This window comes from Kibdelosporangium banguiense, from assembly GCF_017876405.1.
GTDB classification, from domain to species: domain Bacteria; phylum Actinomycetota; class Actinomycetes; order Mycobacteriales; family Pseudonocardiaceae; genus Kibdelosporangium; species Kibdelosporangium banguiense.
Genome location: NZ_JAGINW010000001.1, coordinates 7,754,025 through 7,770,661, shown reverse-complemented (window position 1 = coordinate 7,770,661; position 16,637 = coordinate 7,754,025). Strand labels below are relative to the sequence as shown.

Below are 16,637 nucleotides of genomic sequence, written 5' to 3'. Positions count from 1 at the left end.
TCCTGGCAGAGCTGGGACACCACCTTTCATGCAAGGTTCTCGGCCTTGCGGGTACGGCGCTGCGTGCGATAGAGGGCTCGGGCGTGCTGCCAGGCGGAACGGGCCAGATCGGGCTCGCCGAGCGCGTGATGGGCGTCCCCGAGGCCGGCCTGGATGTCTGCCTCGTCGTAGGTGTTGCCCATGGCACGGACCAACGTGAGCGCGTCCCGGTAGTACGTCAATGCCTGCGCGTGACGGCCGAGCTGACGCGCGATGTAGCCGAGACTGTCCAAAGTGATCGCTTCGCCGCGGCGGTGATCGTGCTGACGGCACAGCACAAGTGCCTGTTCGCAGTAATCGGTGGCACGTTGGTACAGGCCAAGATGGGCGTGCAACCATCCCGCTGAGTTGAGCGCGTCCGCCTCGCGCATCGCGTTACCGGCTGCCCGATAGAGCTGCAAAGCTCGATGGGTATGCGGCAACGCCAGCGTGACGTCGCCCTGCTCGCCCCACACCCAGCCAAGTGCTCGGTGGACATCGGCCAAAACCGTTACATCATCCGCACTTTCGGCCAAGGCACGAGCCCGCCGTAAGTGGTCAACAGCCTCGTCGTAGGAGCCCACCCGCCCATAAGCCGTGCCCAGATACACGAGCGCGATGGCCTCAGTCACGGGCTCTGCCAGCTTCTGCGCCGCGACAACGCCCAAGCGCCACGCCTCAAGATCCTCGGCCAGATACCCGCGCAGGACGTGGTACGCACTGAGAGTCCAGGCCAGCTTCCATACCGAGGTGTGCCACCCGCGTTCCGCACACGTCTTCAGTGTCGCCAGCAAACACCCATGTTCGACGTCGAACCATGCTGTCGCCGCGGCTCGATCCGGGAAGCGCAGCGTGTAGCCGTCCTCAAGCTCTAGCGGTGAACGTTCCGGACGCAACAGGCGTGCGGCTTGACAGGAGGTACGAAGATAGAAGCCCGCCAACCGGGCAGTGGCCGCAGCACCGGTCGCCTCGTCGAGCAGTTCGCTGGCATAGAGCCGAAGCAGATCGTGCATCCGGTACCGGCCGGGCACATGTTCGTCCAGCACGTGTGCTGCCACGAGTACTCGGAGCGCTCGAGAACCGTCGATGCCAGGCAGAGACGTAGCTGCGGGCAGGCCGATATCCGGGCCGGGCATCGCCCCGAGCAACGAGAAGACCTGGGCTGAAGCGGGTTCCAGAGACCGATACGACCAGGAGAACACCGCACGCAGATTCACGTTCGGATCAGCCGCGTCCAGGGCGTCCAGTCGTGCCGAGTCGTCCTGCAGTTCCTTGGCCAGTATCGCCAGAGGGAAGCCGGGTTGAGCCGCGGCTCTGGCGGCCACGATGCTCACGGCCAGCGGCAGGCCCGCACACCAGCGCACCAACTCGGCGACAGCGTCGCGTTCCTCCGCGATCCGCCGCGCGCCGAGATGACACGTCAGCAGCTCACGCGCGGCCGCCGAGGCAAGCATCCCCAGCTTGAGCAGCCGCGCCCCACGCATTCCCAAGCCCGCCAGGTGATTGCGGCTGGTAGTCAGGACCGTGCACGTGTCACTGCCTGGCAGCAACGGCTCCACCTGGGCCGTGTCGCGAGCATTGTCCAGCAACACAAGCAGGCGCCTGTTCGCCACGAGGCTCCGGTACAGCGCCACCTGCCCTTCCTCGTCGGCAGGAAGCGCAGCGGACACGACACCCAACGCGCCGAGCAGGCGTCGCACGGCCGCCGTCGGTGACATCGGGGAGTCCGACGGGTCGAAGCCACGAAGGTTGACATACAGCTGCCCGTCGGGAAACCGGTCGATGTTGTCGTGCGCCCAACGCAGGGCGAGCGTCGTCTTGCCGACGCCGGCGCCTCCCCCGATCGCGCAGATCGCCATCGCCCCGCCCGCGTCCACCGCCTCGGTCAGCGCGGAGAGTTCACGGTCCCGCCCGACCAGCCAGCGCGGTCCGGCGGGCAACTGCCGGGGCACGGCCACATCGACGGCCGGTTCCAGTTCCGGATCCGCGTTCAGGATTCGCCGGTGCAGCTCCCGCAATGCCGGGCCGGGATCCGCCCCGAACTCCTCAGCCAGCCGTCGTCGCGTCCCCTGGTAGTGATCGAGAGCGTCGGCCTGTCTACCCGCGCGGTACAGCGCGAGCATGAGCTGACCGGCCATTCGTTCGTCGAATGGATAGGCCGCGGCACGCGTGGAGATGTCGGAGAGCATGGCGTTGTGCTCGCCAAGACTCAACGCGACATCGGTCCGATCCAGCTCCGCGGCCAGCCTTTCAGCGTTCAACGTCTGTCGCATGCTGTCGCACCAAGGCGTGTTCACGCCGGCGAACGCGTCACCACGCCAGAGCCGCAGCGCCTGGTCGAACAGCTCCAAGGCCGGGCTCGCCCGGGCCTGCGCGACCATGGCGCGAAACCGGTGCAGGTCGATGGACTCGGGAGCGACCCGGATGACGTACCCGCTGCCTGCCCGCAGGATCTCGACATCCTCGGCGTCCGCCAGGCTTCGGCGCAGCCGCGACAGGTAGCTGGCGAGCGAGCGATGTGCCTGGTACGGCGGCCGATCGGCCCACACGCGGTGGGCGAGCTGATCGGTGGAGACGGGCTGGTTGACATCGGCCAGCAGCCCGGCCAGCACACATCGCTGCCGTGCGTGGCCCAGATCGACCGGCCGGCCGTCGATCCACGCCGCGATGTCCCCCAGCAACCCGAACCGGACCGCCACTGTCACTCCCCAGGCGTATCAGCTGACGTGGATGAAGTTGTGCGACGTCCTGAATACCAGCTGCCACCAGGCAATTCAACAGCCGGTCAGCCGCGGTTCAACGCCGGTCGGGCACAGTGGCCCAATGAGAAGGCTCCTCACCGGGGTGGCGTGCGCGGTGCTGGTCGCGTCCATTCCGCAGCCCGCGTTGGCAGACCAGTCGTTCTCGTCCGCGGTGTTCCGCGCGACTCACAACAGCTATTCGGGAAACGTGAGCGGTACCAGGGGATCCATCACCTACCAGCTCAGTCAGGGCGTCCGTTTCCTTGAGCTGGACATCCACGACAACGGCTACGCCACGACCAAGGACTACGGCGTCGGCCATGACAGCCCTGGCAACCAGGTCGATCACAACGGGAACCCGTCCTCGAACGCGTTGAGCGACTGGCTGACCGTCATCGACGGCTGGTCCAAGAACAACCCGTCGCACGCCCCGATCGTGGTCATGCTCGACCTCAAGGACGACCTCACCGACAATCCCTCGTTCGCCGCGGGCAACCTCGCCGCGATCAACAAGGAAGTCACCGACGTGTTCGGCACAAGTCTGGTGCAGGCCGGCGACTTCCCGGCAGGGCTGCCGTCGGTCGACGCATTGCGGGGACGAGTGCTGACGCTGTTGTCGGGCCACGCGTCGACCCGTGCCCACTACCGCCGTGACCTCGGCTACAGCCCGGCGGTGGCCGTCAACCGGCACGGCCAGATCGTCGAGGTGCACGACTCGGGCAACGGCACGCTCTGGTACTGGACCGGCACCTACAACCCGGACGGCAGCGTCACCTGGGCCCGTCACGGCCGCTACGACACGGGCAAAACGCCTTCTGTGGCGCTGAACGACGACGGCTGGATCGTCGAAGTCCACCAGTCCCAGAACAACACCACGTTGTGGTCCCACGTCGGCCGGCTGGGCGCGGACGGCGAGATCACGTGGTCGCCCAGCCAGGAGGTCGGCGTCGGAGTGACGCCCACGGTCGCGTTCACCGATCCGGCGGGCACCACGGTCCGCGAGGTTCACCGCAGCCAGAGCAACAGCCAGAACTGGGAATGGCGCGGGGCCGTCAACACCGGCAACAGCACCATGACGTGGAGCGGGAACGCCAAGACGTCGGACGCCTTGTACGACAAGGCGACTGCCACTCGCGGCACGATGCGCGTATCCGTCTCGACCGGCGCGGACAACGGCAGCCCGGCGGAGACATTGCGGTATTCCACCGACCAGGGCGCGTCCGGCCGTATTCGCTATCCGCAGACCGCTTTCGTCGAATATCAGGCAGGCGACAGCGCGGAGCTTCAGCAGGGAGCGTTGTTCTACGCGGCTACGGCGAGCAACAAGTCATTCATCACCTCGGCTCGTAACAACGGCCGGATCGTGCGCGGCTGGGACTTCGACAGCGCGGGCCAGGCGACAACTCCGCTGGCCAACTACCCGGCCACGAACCAACCGTGGGCGAGCTGGTATTCCACCCTGCTCACCCAGGCCGGCGCCGTTCAGTAGCCGGTTCACCGAGCGCGAGGGGATCTCGAGTCCTCCAGCCGAGATCCCCTCGTCCCGGCGGTTCAGCCGACGATCCGCTTGGCGCCGAAATAGTCCCGGCCGCCGCTGCTGAGCGGGCCGGACTTCACCGGGACACCGAAGGTCGACGCGTGCACGATGTTGCCGTCCCCGATGTACATCGCGACGTGGTGGATGGACGTGGCGCTGGTGCCGTAGAACAGCAGGTCCCCTGCTCGCAGCTGATCCTTCGGCACCGCCCGGCCGACGCCGTACTGGGCGCGGCTTGTCCGCGGGAGTTCGATACCGGCCTGCGCATACGACCACAACGTCAGACCGGAACAGTCGAAGCCGCCCGGTCTGGTGCCGCCCCACACGTAGGTGTCGCCACGCCGGGACATCGCCGCGTTGACGGCCCTTGTCGCGGCATCTGCCGGTCCGCCGACCGGTGGCGGACCGGCTGAAGGCGGCGGCGCAGGCTTGGTGGAGGTCTTGGGCGGAGCCGGTGGGGCCGGCGGCGGGGCAGGGTCCGGCGGACCTTGGAGCTCCTGCTTTTGTTCCGCGGTAAGCCGTTCCAGCTCCGCCTTCACTTTCACGATCTTGGCGTCGAGTTCCTTGCGTTGCGCGGCGATCTGTTCAGCCAGTCTCGCCGCCGCGTCCCGGACCTCGGTTGCCCGGCGTTGCGCTTGGGCCGCTTGCTGTTCGGCCGCGGACGCGGCCGTCACAGCCTTGGCCATCTCGGCCAACGTCTTGTTGCTCTCCGTGGCCAGCACGCCCAGCGCCGACGAACGGTCCAGGAAGTCCCGTTGTGAACTACCGGTCAGCAACGCGGACAGTTTGTCGAAGCGGGCGCCACGGAACCTGGCGCTGCTCAGTTCGTCGACCTCGCCACGGAATCGCTGCTGCGTGGTCTTCGCCTGTTCCGCGGAACGCTGCGCGACCGCCAGATCAGCCGTCGCCTTGTCGAGTTCCGCCTGCTTGACGTTCTTGTCCTCGTTGGCCTGCAGGAAGTTCTCGTTCAGTTTCTCGGCCTCGACATTGAGCTCCCGATACTGCTCAACCGCCTCGGACTGGGTAGCCGGTTGAGCCATGGCAGGCGCGACCGGCACAACCACCAGAACCGCGATGAGCACCCGGGCAAGCCGCGATAAAGCCATATACAGCGCCGTTCTCCTTGGTCTGCGAACGACTAGACGACAGGAAGTGATCGACTCTCGAACACAGGATCACGGCAAGGTTACGAACAAGTCTCGATAAAGTCCACTACTCGCGCGAAAAAGCCCCGTACCTGCCGAAACGGCCATTCCGGCAGGCCGGCGCGAGCTAGTTCCAGATCTGGGCCGCCCATTCGGGGTGGTCGATGAACGGGTTGCGGTTGTGCTGGTAGGTGTCGTAGATCACCTGGTTGCGGCGCTTCTCGAAGGTGTCCGGCGGATCCTGGGCGTTCCACTGCAGCAGGACCGACTGGCGGCCGATGTTGGGCCGTGAACCGTTGTTGACGCTGTTGTTCATCTCCAGGTCGGCGAACCCGTCGCCGCCGTCGTAGCGCACGGCCATGTAGAAGATCATCCGGGCGACGTCGCCCTTGACGGCGTTGCGTGGCTCGAACGAGTCGGCGTCGGTGTAGCTCCCGGGAGCCTGGCTGACCGCCGAGCCGCCCATGTCGAAGTCCTTGTTGCCCCGGGCGGCGTTGACCGACACGTCCTCGGGCCGCAGGTGGTGGATGTCGGTGCCCGGTCCGGTCGCCGTGCCGAAGTCCCCGTGCGACTTGGCCCAGACGTGTTCGCGATTCCAGTCGTCGGGGTTGCCGCCGTTGCTGGACTTGCTCTGCGAACGGCCGCTGTACAGCAGGATCACGTTGTTGGCGTTGTTCGGGTCCTGGTCGGTGACCTTGAGCGCGTTCCAGACCTGGTCGTAGGAAAGCCTGCTGTTGTTGCTGATGATCTGGTGCAGCGCGGACTTCAGCGCGGCCCCCGTCTTCCCCGCCGCGGTCCGGTAGTAGTCGTCCCCCGGCGGTGGCGGCGGTGGTGGCGGCGGCTCGGTTCCCCCGGCCAACGCGAACCCGGTCGGCGAAGTCAGCCCGGCATGCGAGAAGTACGCGCTGAGCGGCCCGGTCACATCGATCCTGGCGCCCATCAGCCCGGGGTTGGTCCGCAACCCCCACTCCGACCGGAACGACGCCGTGATCTGCACATACAGCATCCGGCCGGTGCCCGTCTCGCCCGCGGTGTCCGCGATCGCGAGTGCGTAGTCGTTCGGAAAGTTCGACCGCACAACGGTGTTGGTCGCGGTCGGTTGCCCGACCACGTATCCCCGGACCGTCGCGGAGGAGCCGTTCTGCTGCCCGATCGCGGCCGCCACGCTGATCGGTGTCGCCCCCATCGCCGTGGGCGAGGCGACCAACGCGCCCGCCACAGCAACCACAATCGCCAACAACAACCGCCGAACAACCACGGAGTGTGTCCTCTCCGTCAATGCAACGCCGCAGGGTCACCTCATCGTGACGGACGATCACCCAAAAGTGGTGCACTGCGTGCGACAAACGCCCGTTCCCGGTTACCAGTTGGGAGCACGGAAGGCGTGTCGAATTCGGACACAACACGGCCGTTCAGTAGACGCACCGGCGCCCGCGGCAAACCTACGATGTGGGCGAACCTGGAGAGGGAGTCCCGATGCCGAACCCGAGCCCCGCCCGTGCCCTGCTCGACCGGGCCGAGCGACACGTCAAACCGATAGCGCGCTGGGGCATCAACCACGGACTGCCACGCGTGGTGTTACGCGTCGCGGCGCGCCGGGGCGACCTGCAGGGCCGGCTCGCCGTCGAAGCGACCACCGGCACCGACCTGACCGGCCTGTTCGACGACATGCGATCCCGCGGCCCGATCGTCACCAGCAAGATCGGTTACCTCACCGCCCGGCACACCGCCGTCAAGGAAATCCTCACCAGCGACGCCTTCCGGACCATCCGGTTCCTGCCGGGCGCCGGGCTGCTCGGCAAGCTCACCACCTGGTCTGCCAGTGACCTGCTGCATCCCGTCCAGCCACCGTCGTTGCTGGTCAGCGAGCCGCCCGAGCACACGCGCTACCGCAAGCTGGTCACCCGGGTCTTCACCGTCCGCGCGGTTGAACGGCTACGGGACCGGACCCAGGAAATCGCCGACGAACTGCTCGACCGGCTCGACCTGAGCAAGCCTGTCGACCTCATCGAGGCCTACTGCGGACTGCTGCCCGTCACCGTCATCAGCGAGATCCTCGGCGTCCCGCCGGAGGAACGCGCGACGATGCTCGCCCTCGGCTCAGCCGCGGCACCCAGTCTCGACCTCGGCCTGTCGTGGCGGGTTTTCCGGGACGTCGAGTCGACTCTGGCCGCCTTCGACTCCTGGCTCACCAAGCACCTCGACACCCTGCGTGCCAACCCGGGCGACAACCTGCTCAGCGAACTGATCGCGGCCCGCGAGGACGGGGTCGGCCTGACCGAGCGTGAACTCAAGGCCACAGCCGGTCTGGTCCTGGCCGCCGGGTTCGAGACCACCGTCAACCTGCTGGGCAACGGCATCGCGTTGCTCGCCCGGCATTCCAGCCAGCTCCAGAACCTCCGCGAGGATCCCGGGTTGTGGGGCAACACCGTCGACGAGGTCCTCCGCTACGACTCCCCCATCCTGCTCACCGGCCGCATGTGCCGGCGCGACACCGAGATCTGCGGTGTCCCCATCCCGCGCGACACGGTCGTCAGCACTGTTCTCGCCGGAGCCAACCGCGACCCGGAGATCTTCGACAACCCGGCCGCCTTCGATGTCACGCGGCCGAACGCACGCGACCATGTTTCCTTTGGCGCCGGGCGGCACTACTGCCTCGGCGCATCCCTCGCGAGGATGGAAGGCGAGATCGGGCTGCGTGCCATCTTCGACCGCTTCCCCGATCTGCGGGCGTTGCCCGGCGCGCGCCGACGGACCACCCGAGTCCTGCGAGGGTTCGAGAACCTGCCGATCGCCCTCAAATAAGGTTTCCGCCGGCCCCTGATTGCCGGGAAAACGGCCTCAACTGGCAATAACGGGATCCGAATGGACCTACGGCAGATGGCGGGCAGCCGGGAAAGCTCACTTGGGTTGTCCCCCTATCCCCCTGCTGGAGGCAGCAACCCATGCGTACGAGAACCCTGCTCGCCACCCTCACCCTCATCACGGGTGGCCTGCTGACCGGACCGGCCGCGACGGCGTTACCGGCCGCGCCCCTCGCGGCGCCGGACATCGCACTCGCCAACGTGCAGGCCCATCTCAACCAGCTGCAGACCATCGCGACCAGCAACAGCGGCAACCGGGCCCACGGCCGTCCCGGCTACCGGGCGTCGATCGACTACGTCCAGGCGCAGCTCAACGCCGCCGGCTACACCACCAGCCTGCAGCAGTTCACCTCCAGCGGCGCGACCGGCTGGAACCTGATCGCGGACTGGCCGGGCGGCGACCCGGACTCCGTGCTCATGTCCGGCGGTCACCTCGACAGTGTTACCGCGGGTCCCGGCATCAACGACAACGGATCCGGCTCGTCCGGGCTGCTCGAGGTCGCGCTGACCGTGGCCCGAACCAACTTCCAGCCCAAGAAGCACCTGCGGTTCGGCTGGTGGGGCGCGGAGGAGCTCGGCCTGGTCGGCTCCACCTACTACGTCAACAACCTGCCCGCCGCCGAGCGCACGAAGATCAGGGGCTACCTGAACTTCGACATGATCGGCTCGCCCAACCCCGGCTACTTCGTCTACGACAGCAACGGCCAGCCCAACGGGTCGATCGACCTGCAGCGGGCCCTGGAGGCGCACTTCACCGCCCTCGGCATCCCGACCGAGCTGACCGCGGTGGGCGGGCGTTCCGACCACGCCGCCTTCGCCAGGGCAGGCATCCCCACCGGCGGCCTGTTCACCGGTGCCGAGGTCACCAAGACCGCCGCCCAGGCCCAGAAGTGGGGCGGCACCAGCGGAGTGGCCTTCGACCAGTGCTACCACCGCGCCTGCGACACGACCAACAACATCAACGCCACCGCCCTGGACCGCAACAGCGACGCCATCGCCACCGCGATCTGGTCGCTGGCCGACGTCACAACGCCTCCGCCCGGACCACGCTTCGAGAACACCACTGACGTCCCCATTCCCGACCTGTCCACAGTGGAAAGCCCGATCACAGTGACCGGCGTCCCCGGCAACGCACCCAGCGCACTGGCAGTCGGCGTCGACATCAAGCACACCTACAGTGGCGACCTCATCGTCGACGTGATCGCCCCCGACGGCACCGCCTACAACGTGCACAACCGCGCAGGCGGAAGCGCCGACAACGTCATCGGCACGTTCACCATCAACGCCTCCAGCGAAGTCGCCAACGGCACCTGGAAGCTCCGTGTCCGCGACGCCGCCTCAGCCGACGTCGGCACGATCAACGCCTGGAGCCTGCAGTTCTGACACAGATGGCGGGTGACCGGAATCCGGTCACCCGCCACATTGCAGGGTCAATCAGCTGTAGTCGAATATGGTGTCGGGGCCGCCGGTGGAATTGGCGGCATTACGCAAGTGCCACTGCAGCTTGCCGTTGCCATTGGGGTTGAAGCGAACGATGCCTATGCCGTCGCCGCCGATGCCGTCCCAGTTGCCGACGACCAGACAGTCCCCGCGGTCGTTGTCAAGGCCGTAGTTGAAAAGGTAGTCGGCACCACCGGCGGTCAAAGTGTTGCGCAGATGCCAGTCGAAGGTGGTGTTGGAGAGTTTGCGCACGACGCCAGGACTGTCACCGCCGGCTGCGTCCCAGTTTCCGGCAATGGGCGCGTCCTGGAAGGGATCATCGCCCGTCAGCCCGTAGGTGAAGTCGTGGTTGGCCGGACCGGCGGAGGGGGTATCGCGCAAATGCCAGGCCTTGTAACCACTCGCGTTTCCCCCGGCGACGCCGGGACCGTCTCTGCCTACGCCGAGCCAGTCTCCGGTGAAAGGCCGATAGCTGGTGCGCCCGTAGGTGAAAATGTAGTCCCCGTTGCCCGAGTTGTTGGCTTTTCGCAGATGCCACTGCCAGTTCCAACGCCAGGCCCCATCCTCGAAGACCTGGATCGGACGGACGATTCCAGGACCGTCTCCCCCGACTCCGTCCCAGTCTCCGGTAACCGGCCAGTCATTGGCTTCCCCGTAGCTGAAAATGTAGTCAGCCGGCCCCGAGTTGGCGGCGTCACGCAAATACCACCACAGCGTGTTGTTCACCGTGTCCCGGACGACAATGCCGATGCCGTCCCCGCCGATGCCGTCCCAGTTTCCGGCGACCACCCAGGTCGAATTGCTGAAGGTGCAGTTCGGAGTTGCGGTAAGGATCCCCACCGAATCATCCGCTGGCTCGGCGGCCGCGGACGGCACGGCGGCCAGGGCCGCCAGCAGTGACATCCCGGCCGTGATGGCCATTGTTCGCCATCGTCTCATCAGATTCCTCCCAGAAAGGTGTCCGGGCGGGCCACGCCCGGATGACCCGAGGGTGCCCGGACCGATCACCGGCTTTTCACCGGACTTGTGCAATGCGCTGGTCAGAGCGGTGCTGTCCGGTTGGCCCGAAAAGCCGATCGCACTGCCGGATCCAGCCGATAGCTTGAGATCGGTGGTGATGACGGCGTGACGGTGCAGATGCGGGTGCTGGGTGAAGTCGAGGTAAGAGTCAACGCACAGAGAGTGGACGTCGGGCACGCGCGGCAACGGTGCGTGCTGGCAGTGCTGCTGGTGGAGGCGAACACTGTCGTCACAGTGGATCAGCTGCTCGACCGGGTGTGGGCCGATCGTCCGCCGCGACGTTCCCGGGAAGTGGTCAGCAACTATGTGTCCCGGCTCAGGCGGCTGCTGGAGGGCAACAGCGCCGGGACGATCGAGCGGCGCGGCGGCGGTTACGTCCTGCACGCTGATCCTGAATCCGTTGACCTGCATCTGTATCGCCGGCTGGTTGCCCAGGCCCACAACGAGAACGACGACTCGCACGCGTTGCAACTGCTGGAGCAGGCCGAAGCGCTGTGGCGCGGGGAGGCGTTCGCCGACCTTGAGACTCCGTGGATCGCGGAGGTACGCGGGCATCTGACGATGGAGCGGTTCGCGGCGGTCACCGACCGTGCGGATCTCGCTCTACGGCTTGGCCGGCATGCGGTGATCCTGCCCGACCTCGCGGCACGGACCGCAGCGCACCCGTTGGACGAGCGCGTGGCCGGTCAGTACATGCTGGCCCTGCACCGGGCGGGGCGGACCGCTGACGCGTTGGCGCATTACCGGCGTCTGCGGGAACAACTGTTGGAAGAACTGGGCACGGACCCCAGTGCCGCGTTGCGGAACCTGCATCAGCAGATCCTGTCTGCGGATTCCGAGCTGGCGCCTGTCGTTGTCGCGCCGTTGACGGTTCCCCGCCAACTGCCTGCCGTGCCTGTGCCGTTCGTCGGCCGTCAGCAGCACGTGGGCCAGCTCGATGCCTTGCTGCATGGCCCGGTGATGATGGTGGCCATCGCCGGGGCTGGGGGCATCGGCAAAACTTGGCTGGCGTTGCACTGGGCGCATCGGCATGCCGGGGAATTCCCTGATGGGCAGCTGTTTGTGGACCTGCGCGGCTTCAGTCCCGACGGACAACCGATGAACCCCGCCGTCGCCGTGCGCGGGTTCCTCGACGCACTCGGCGTCGAGCCCGGCCGCATTCCCACCGACCTACACGCCCAAGCGGCACTGTTCCGCAGTCTTGTCGCGGGCAAACAGATGCTGTTGATCCTGGACAACGCCCGCGACTCCGCCCAAGTCCTGCCTCTGTTGCCGGGCAGCGAATCCTGCACGGTGGTGGTGACCAGCCGCACCCAGCTGCCCGGTCTGATCACCGGCCGCGGCGCACACCACGTCGCCCTGGATGTGTTGTCCAGCAACGAAACGCACGCTCTGCTGACCGACCGGCTCGGCAAAGCCCGCATCACAGCGGAACCCACAGCGGTAGGGGAGTTGATCGGGTTCTGTGGCGGTTTCCCGCTGGCGGTCAGCATTGTCGCCGGTCACGCCGCCACCCGCCCACACCTGCCGCTGGCCAGTATCGCCGCGGAACTGCGCGATCTTGGCTTGGGCGCGCTGAACGGCACCGAACCCACCGCGAGCCTGCCCACTGTGCTCTCCTGGTCCCGCAACGCCCTTGACCCACACCAGGCGCAGCTGTTCGCACTGCTGGGCATCGCACCCGGAGCCGACATCAGCCTGCTGGCCGCCGCCAGCCTCATAGGCCTGCCCCCAACTGAGACCAGGACCGTGTTGCGTGGCCTGGAGCAGGCGTCGCTCATCACCCAGGACGCACGCGGCCGCTACTGCATGCACGACCTGATTCGCGCCTACGCTGCCAGCATCGCGCACGACCAGCCTGACGACACACGCCTTGCGGCCCTGAGGCGGGTGCTCGACTTCTACACCTGCACCGCCCAAACCGCCGACCAGATCCTCTTTCCCCACCAGGTACCCATCCACCTCGACCCGGCCGCACCCGGTACGCACCTCCAGCCGCTGTCCGGTACACCCGCCGCAATGGCCTGGCTCGACACCGAATTACCCAACCTGCTTGCGACCCAGCACATCGCCATCGCCTGCAACTGGCACCGCACGGTATGGCAGCTGGCCTGGACGCTGATGACCTTCCACAACCGGCGCGGACACCTCCACGACCGCCTCGCCGTCTGGCAGGCCGCGCTCGCCGCCGCAGACCATCTGCCCGAGAAGGCCGCCCGCACCGATGCCCACCGCAACCTTGGTCGCGCCTATGTCGGCCTCGGCCGCTACGAGGAAGCCACCGGCCACCTCAACCACGCCCTCATCCTGGCCGAGCAACAACAGGACGCCGTTCTGCAGGCCCACACCCACCACTTGCTTGCTCGCACCCACGAACTACAGGGCGACGACCAGACAGCCCTTGACCACGCCACCCGTGCCTTGAGCTTCTACCGCAGCCTCCACGAACCAGTCTGGGAAGCGGGCACGCTCAACGCCGTCGGCTGGTACACCGCCCGGATCGGCGACTACACCACCGCACGCGCCCACTGCGAAGCCGCACTCGCCATGCAACGCCACCACCACAACACCGAAGGCGCAGCGGCCACATTGGACAGTCTTGGCTGGATCGACCACCGGACCGGCGACCACCACCGCGCCATCGACCACTACACGCAGGCCCTCATCCTGTTCCGCGACCTGGGAAACACCTTCCAGGCCGCCAACACCCTCGACAACCTCGCCCATCCCCACCTCGCTCTCGGCAACACCGAGCAGGCCCGTCTGACCTGGCAGGAAGCGTTCGAGCTCTACCGCCAGCAAGGACGAGACCAGGACGCCGAACGCGTACAGCGACACCTCGCGGAACTCAGCCGATCACCACAAACGGCACCCTTCCGCGGCGTTCGCCGGTCCGCGCCCCATCCCGACACCTCGTTGTAAAAGGTGCACAACGGACGCCGTCGCGATTGGCGGTACGGCCCTATCGCTGGTCAGGACGCTCTGGTTCTGTTCCTACTGAACAGTAACCAATGAGGGGATGGCCCGATGACGAGTCCGCAGACGGGTGGCAACAGTGTGAGCCGCCGGCACCTGCTGGCCGCGGGCGGCGGTGTCGCCGCCGGTTCCGCCCTGAGCATGCTGGGCCTGGGCGAGGCGGCTGCCGCGCAGGCGGCCGACGCCGACGTGATCGTGGTCGGCGGCGGGCTCGCCGGACTCGTGGCGACCTCGGAACTCGTCGCCGCCGGCCGGCGTGTCCTGCTTCTCGACCAGGAACCCGAGGCCAGCCTCGGCGGTCAGGCGTTCTGGTCGCTGGGCGGACTGTTCTTCATCAACTCGCAGGAGCAGCGCACAGCCGGGATCAAGGACTCGATCGAACTCGCCCGCGGCGACTGGTTCAACACCGCCGGTTTCGACCGCGGCGTGAACGACCCGCTCGGCGAGGACTACTGGGCGTCGCGCTGGGCTGAGGCGTACCTGCAGTTCGCTGCCGGTGAGAAGCGTGCCTGGCTGTCCGGGCTGGGAGTGTCGTGGGTGCCCATCGTCGGCTGGGCCGAGCGCGGCGGGCAGATGGCCGACGGACCAGGCAACTCCGTCCCGCGCTTCCACCTGACGCTGGGTACTGGCCCCGGCGTCATGGAGCCCTTCGAGAAACTCGTGCGTGACGGGGTGGCCAAGGGCAAGGTGACTTTCCGTTTCCGCCATCAGGTCGACGGGCTCATCATGAGCAACGGCGCTGTCACCGGTGTACATGGCAGCGTGCTTGCGCCCAGCAGCGCTGCCCGCGGCACACCCAGTTCCCGCACCAAGGTCGGCGACTTCGAGTTGAGCGCCCCCATGGTGATCGTCACCTCCGGCGGCATCGGCGCCAACCACGATCTCGTGCGGCGCAACTGGCCTGCTCGCCTGGGACGCCCGCCGGCCCGCCTGATCACCGGTGTGCCCGCCCACGTCGACGGTCGCATGCTCGCCATCAGCGAGACGGCCGGCGCCCGGCTGGTCAACCGCGATCGCATGTGGCACTACACCGAGGGGATGACCAACCACAGCCCGATCTGGCCCGGTCACGGAATCCGTGTCCTGGCCGCGCCTTCCTCGCTGTGGTTCGACGCGAAGGGCCGCCGTTTCGCCAATCCCGGCGTCCCGAGCTACGACACCCTCGGCACACTGGAGCTCATCGGGCGTTCCGGATACGACTACTCATGGTTCGTGCTCAACAAGAAGATCATCGACAAGGAGTTCGTGCTGTCGGGCTCCGAGCAGAACCCCGAGCTCACCCGCAAGGACATCCTCGGCTACCTGGCCAGCAGGCTGTTCAACAGCACGCCGCCGCCGGTCAAGGCGTTCATGGACAACGGCGAGGACTTCGTCATCGCCAACTCGCTGCCCGGCCTCGTCGCGGGCATGAACCGGCTCACCGGCACGAACCTCATCAACCTCGACGACCTGCGCCGCCAGATCACCCTGCGCGACCAGCAGGTGGACAACCCGTTCACCAAGGACACCCAGATCATGGGCATCCGCAACTCGCTGGCCTACTCCGGCGACAGCCTGGCCCGCACCACCCCGCTGCACAAGATCCTCGACCCGTCGGCCGGACCGCTGATCGCCATCCGGATGAACATCCTCACCCGCAAGACCCTCGGCGGCCTGCAGACCGACCTCTCCGGACGTGTCCTCGGACCCACCGGCCAACCCATCCCCGGCCTTTACGCCGCAGGCGAAGTGGCGGGCTTCGGCGGAGGTGGCGTCCACGGATACCGCGCGCTGGAAGGCACATTCCTTGGCGGCTGCCTGTTCTCAGGCCGCCAAGCCGGCCGCGCAGCCGCCAGAGAAAGCGCCTGACTCGACAGGCCGTGTATCGACGAGTTCGATACACGGCCTACGAGGCGCCGGACGCCTCCAGAAGCATGTCCCCCGCCACCGTCCGCGCGTACAGCACCGACCGCCCGGCCCGGCGCCGCTCCACCAGCCCCGCGTCCCGCAGCACCCGCAGATGCCGGCCCACCGACCCGAGCGCTTGCCCGGTCACGGCGACCAACTGCGTCGTACTCATGGGTGTCCCGAGCAACATCAGCAACGCAGCCCGCGCGGTCCCGATGAGCGCCCCAAGCCCAGCCGGGGCAAGCCGCCGTTCGTGATCCTCCGCGAGCACCCCGAGACATGGGTAGACGACGGCATACCGCTCCCTTCCCTCCCATGACACCCAACTGGTCCTTGGTGTGACCGGCATGAACAGCAGCTCGGCCCCGGCCGCGATCTCCCGCAGCGGATACGCGTTCAAGTTGACCTGGAACTGGCTCTCCCCCAGCCACCGGGTCCCGGGCTTCAACGAGTCCAGCACGGCCGCCCAACCGCCCTGGCTCACACGCGCGGTACGCGCGACCATGTCGGCCTCCAGAACGCGCCGCCGACGCTCCCAGTACGGCCGCACTGTCTCCTCCCAGACATACGTCAGCAGTGCGGTCGCCCGCTCGGGCAGGTCATCCCGCTCCAAGGTGGCTGGGAGCGGACCACGAAGGGACACGCGGAGGTTGGCCCGCGCCTCACCCGCCCCGGCCGCCTTCACCCGGCCCACGGTTTCCTCGAAGCTCTCCCCCTCACACGAGGTGGGACAGAAGAAGTCCGCGATCCAGGATGTGCCGATCGCCGCCCGCACGAGCGGCGCGGCTACTGGGTCGGCAGCGAGGTACGCGCGGTAGCCGGGGAGGTGGACGCGCAGCCAGGCCTCCTCGCCCGGATGAGCACCGATCCCCGCATGGAGCAGTCTCAGGCTCGCGAAGGTCTCGGCGAACGGCGAAAGCACGAACCGGCTACGGACAAGGGTGTCGGTGTCGATCTGCCATGAACCCAAATACGTACGACCTTTCGCGTGTCGGCGAAACAGTAAACA

At 67.2% G+C, this 16,637-nt stretch carries 10 protein-coding genes; 5 read left to right on the top strand and 5 right to left on the bottom strand.

What is annotated here, in order from left to right; translation table 11 throughout:
- Positions 1–26: 26 nt before the first annotated feature.
- Positions 27–2,717: an AfsR/SARP family transcriptional regulator gene (locus JOF56_RS35790; protein ID WP_209643865.1), complete on the bottom strand. Its 2,691-nt coding sequence runs from the start codon at positions 2,715–2,717 to the stop codon at positions 27–29.
- Between the two features lie 124 nt (positions 2,718–2,841).
- Here JOF56_RS35790 and JOF56_RS35785 point away from each other — a divergent pair, with 124 nt between their 5' ends.
- Positions 2,842–4,248, top strand: a complete 1,407-nt coding sequence (locus JOF56_RS35785) for a PI-PLC domain-containing protein (protein WP_209643864.1) — start codon at positions 2,842–2,844, stop codon at positions 4,246–4,248.
- A gap of 62 nt (positions 4,249–4,310) precedes the next feature.
- Here JOF56_RS35785 and JOF56_RS35780 read toward each other — a convergent pair whose 3' ends face one another.
- Positions 4,311–5,402, bottom strand: a complete 1,092-nt coding sequence (locus JOF56_RS35780; RefSeq protein WP_209643863.1) for an NlpC/P60 family protein — start codon at positions 5,400–5,402, stop codon at positions 4,311–4,313.
- Positions 5,403–5,568: 166 nt separating this feature from the next.
- A complete protein-coding gene (locus JOF56_RS60830) occupies positions 5,569–6,627 on the bottom strand; it encodes an endonuclease (RefSeq protein WP_209648669.1) in 1,059 nt (352 codons plus the stop codon).
- A gap of 290 nt (positions 6,628–6,917) precedes the next feature.
- On the opposite strand from JOF56_RS60830, the gene JOF56_RS35770 reads away from it, so the two are divergent.
- Positions 6,918–8,246 (top strand): cytochrome P450, encoded by a 1,329-nt coding sequence (locus JOF56_RS35770; RefSeq protein ID WP_209643862.1) that lies wholly within the window; start codon positions 6,918–6,920, stop codon positions 8,244–8,246.
- A 140-nt stretch (positions 8,247–8,386) separates the two neighbouring features.
- Positions 8,387–9,688, top strand: a complete 1,302-nt coding sequence (locus JOF56_RS35765; protein WP_209643861.1) for a M28 family peptidase — start codon at positions 8,387–8,389, stop codon at positions 9,686–9,688.
- 51 nt (positions 9,689–9,739) lie between these two features.
- Here JOF56_RS35765 and JOF56_RS35760 read toward each other — a convergent pair whose 3' ends face one another.
- Complete coding sequence (locus JOF56_RS35760; protein ID WP_209643860.1) at positions 9,740–10,666, bottom strand: hypothetical protein; 927 nt, start codon at positions 10,664–10,666, stop codon at positions 9,740–9,742.
- 204 nt (positions 10,667–10,870) lie between these two features.
- Between JOF56_RS35760 and JOF56_RS35755 the strand changes: the two genes are divergently transcribed.
- Both JOF56_RS35755 and JOF56_RS35750 read left to right on the top strand, forming a co-directional pair.
- Positions 10,871–13,687, top strand: a complete 2,817-nt coding sequence (locus tag JOF56_RS35755) for an AfsR/SARP family transcriptional regulator (RefSeq protein ID WP_209643859.1) — start codon at positions 10,871–10,873, stop codon at positions 13,685–13,687.
- Positions 13,688–13,882: 195 nt separating this feature from the next.
- Positions 13,883–15,589, top strand: coding sequence for an FAD-binding dehydrogenase (locus JOF56_RS35750; RefSeq protein WP_245380456.1), 1,707 nt, complete (start codon positions 13,883–13,885; stop codon positions 15,587–15,589).
- A gap of 37 nt (positions 15,590–15,626) precedes the next feature.
- Here JOF56_RS35750 and JOF56_RS35745 read toward each other — a convergent pair whose 3' ends face one another.
- A complete protein-coding gene (locus JOF56_RS35745) occupies positions 15,627–16,598 on the bottom strand; it encodes a helix-turn-helix domain-containing protein (RefSeq protein ID WP_209643857.1) in 972 nt (323 codons plus the stop codon).
- Positions 16,599–16,637: the final 39 nt, after the last annotated feature.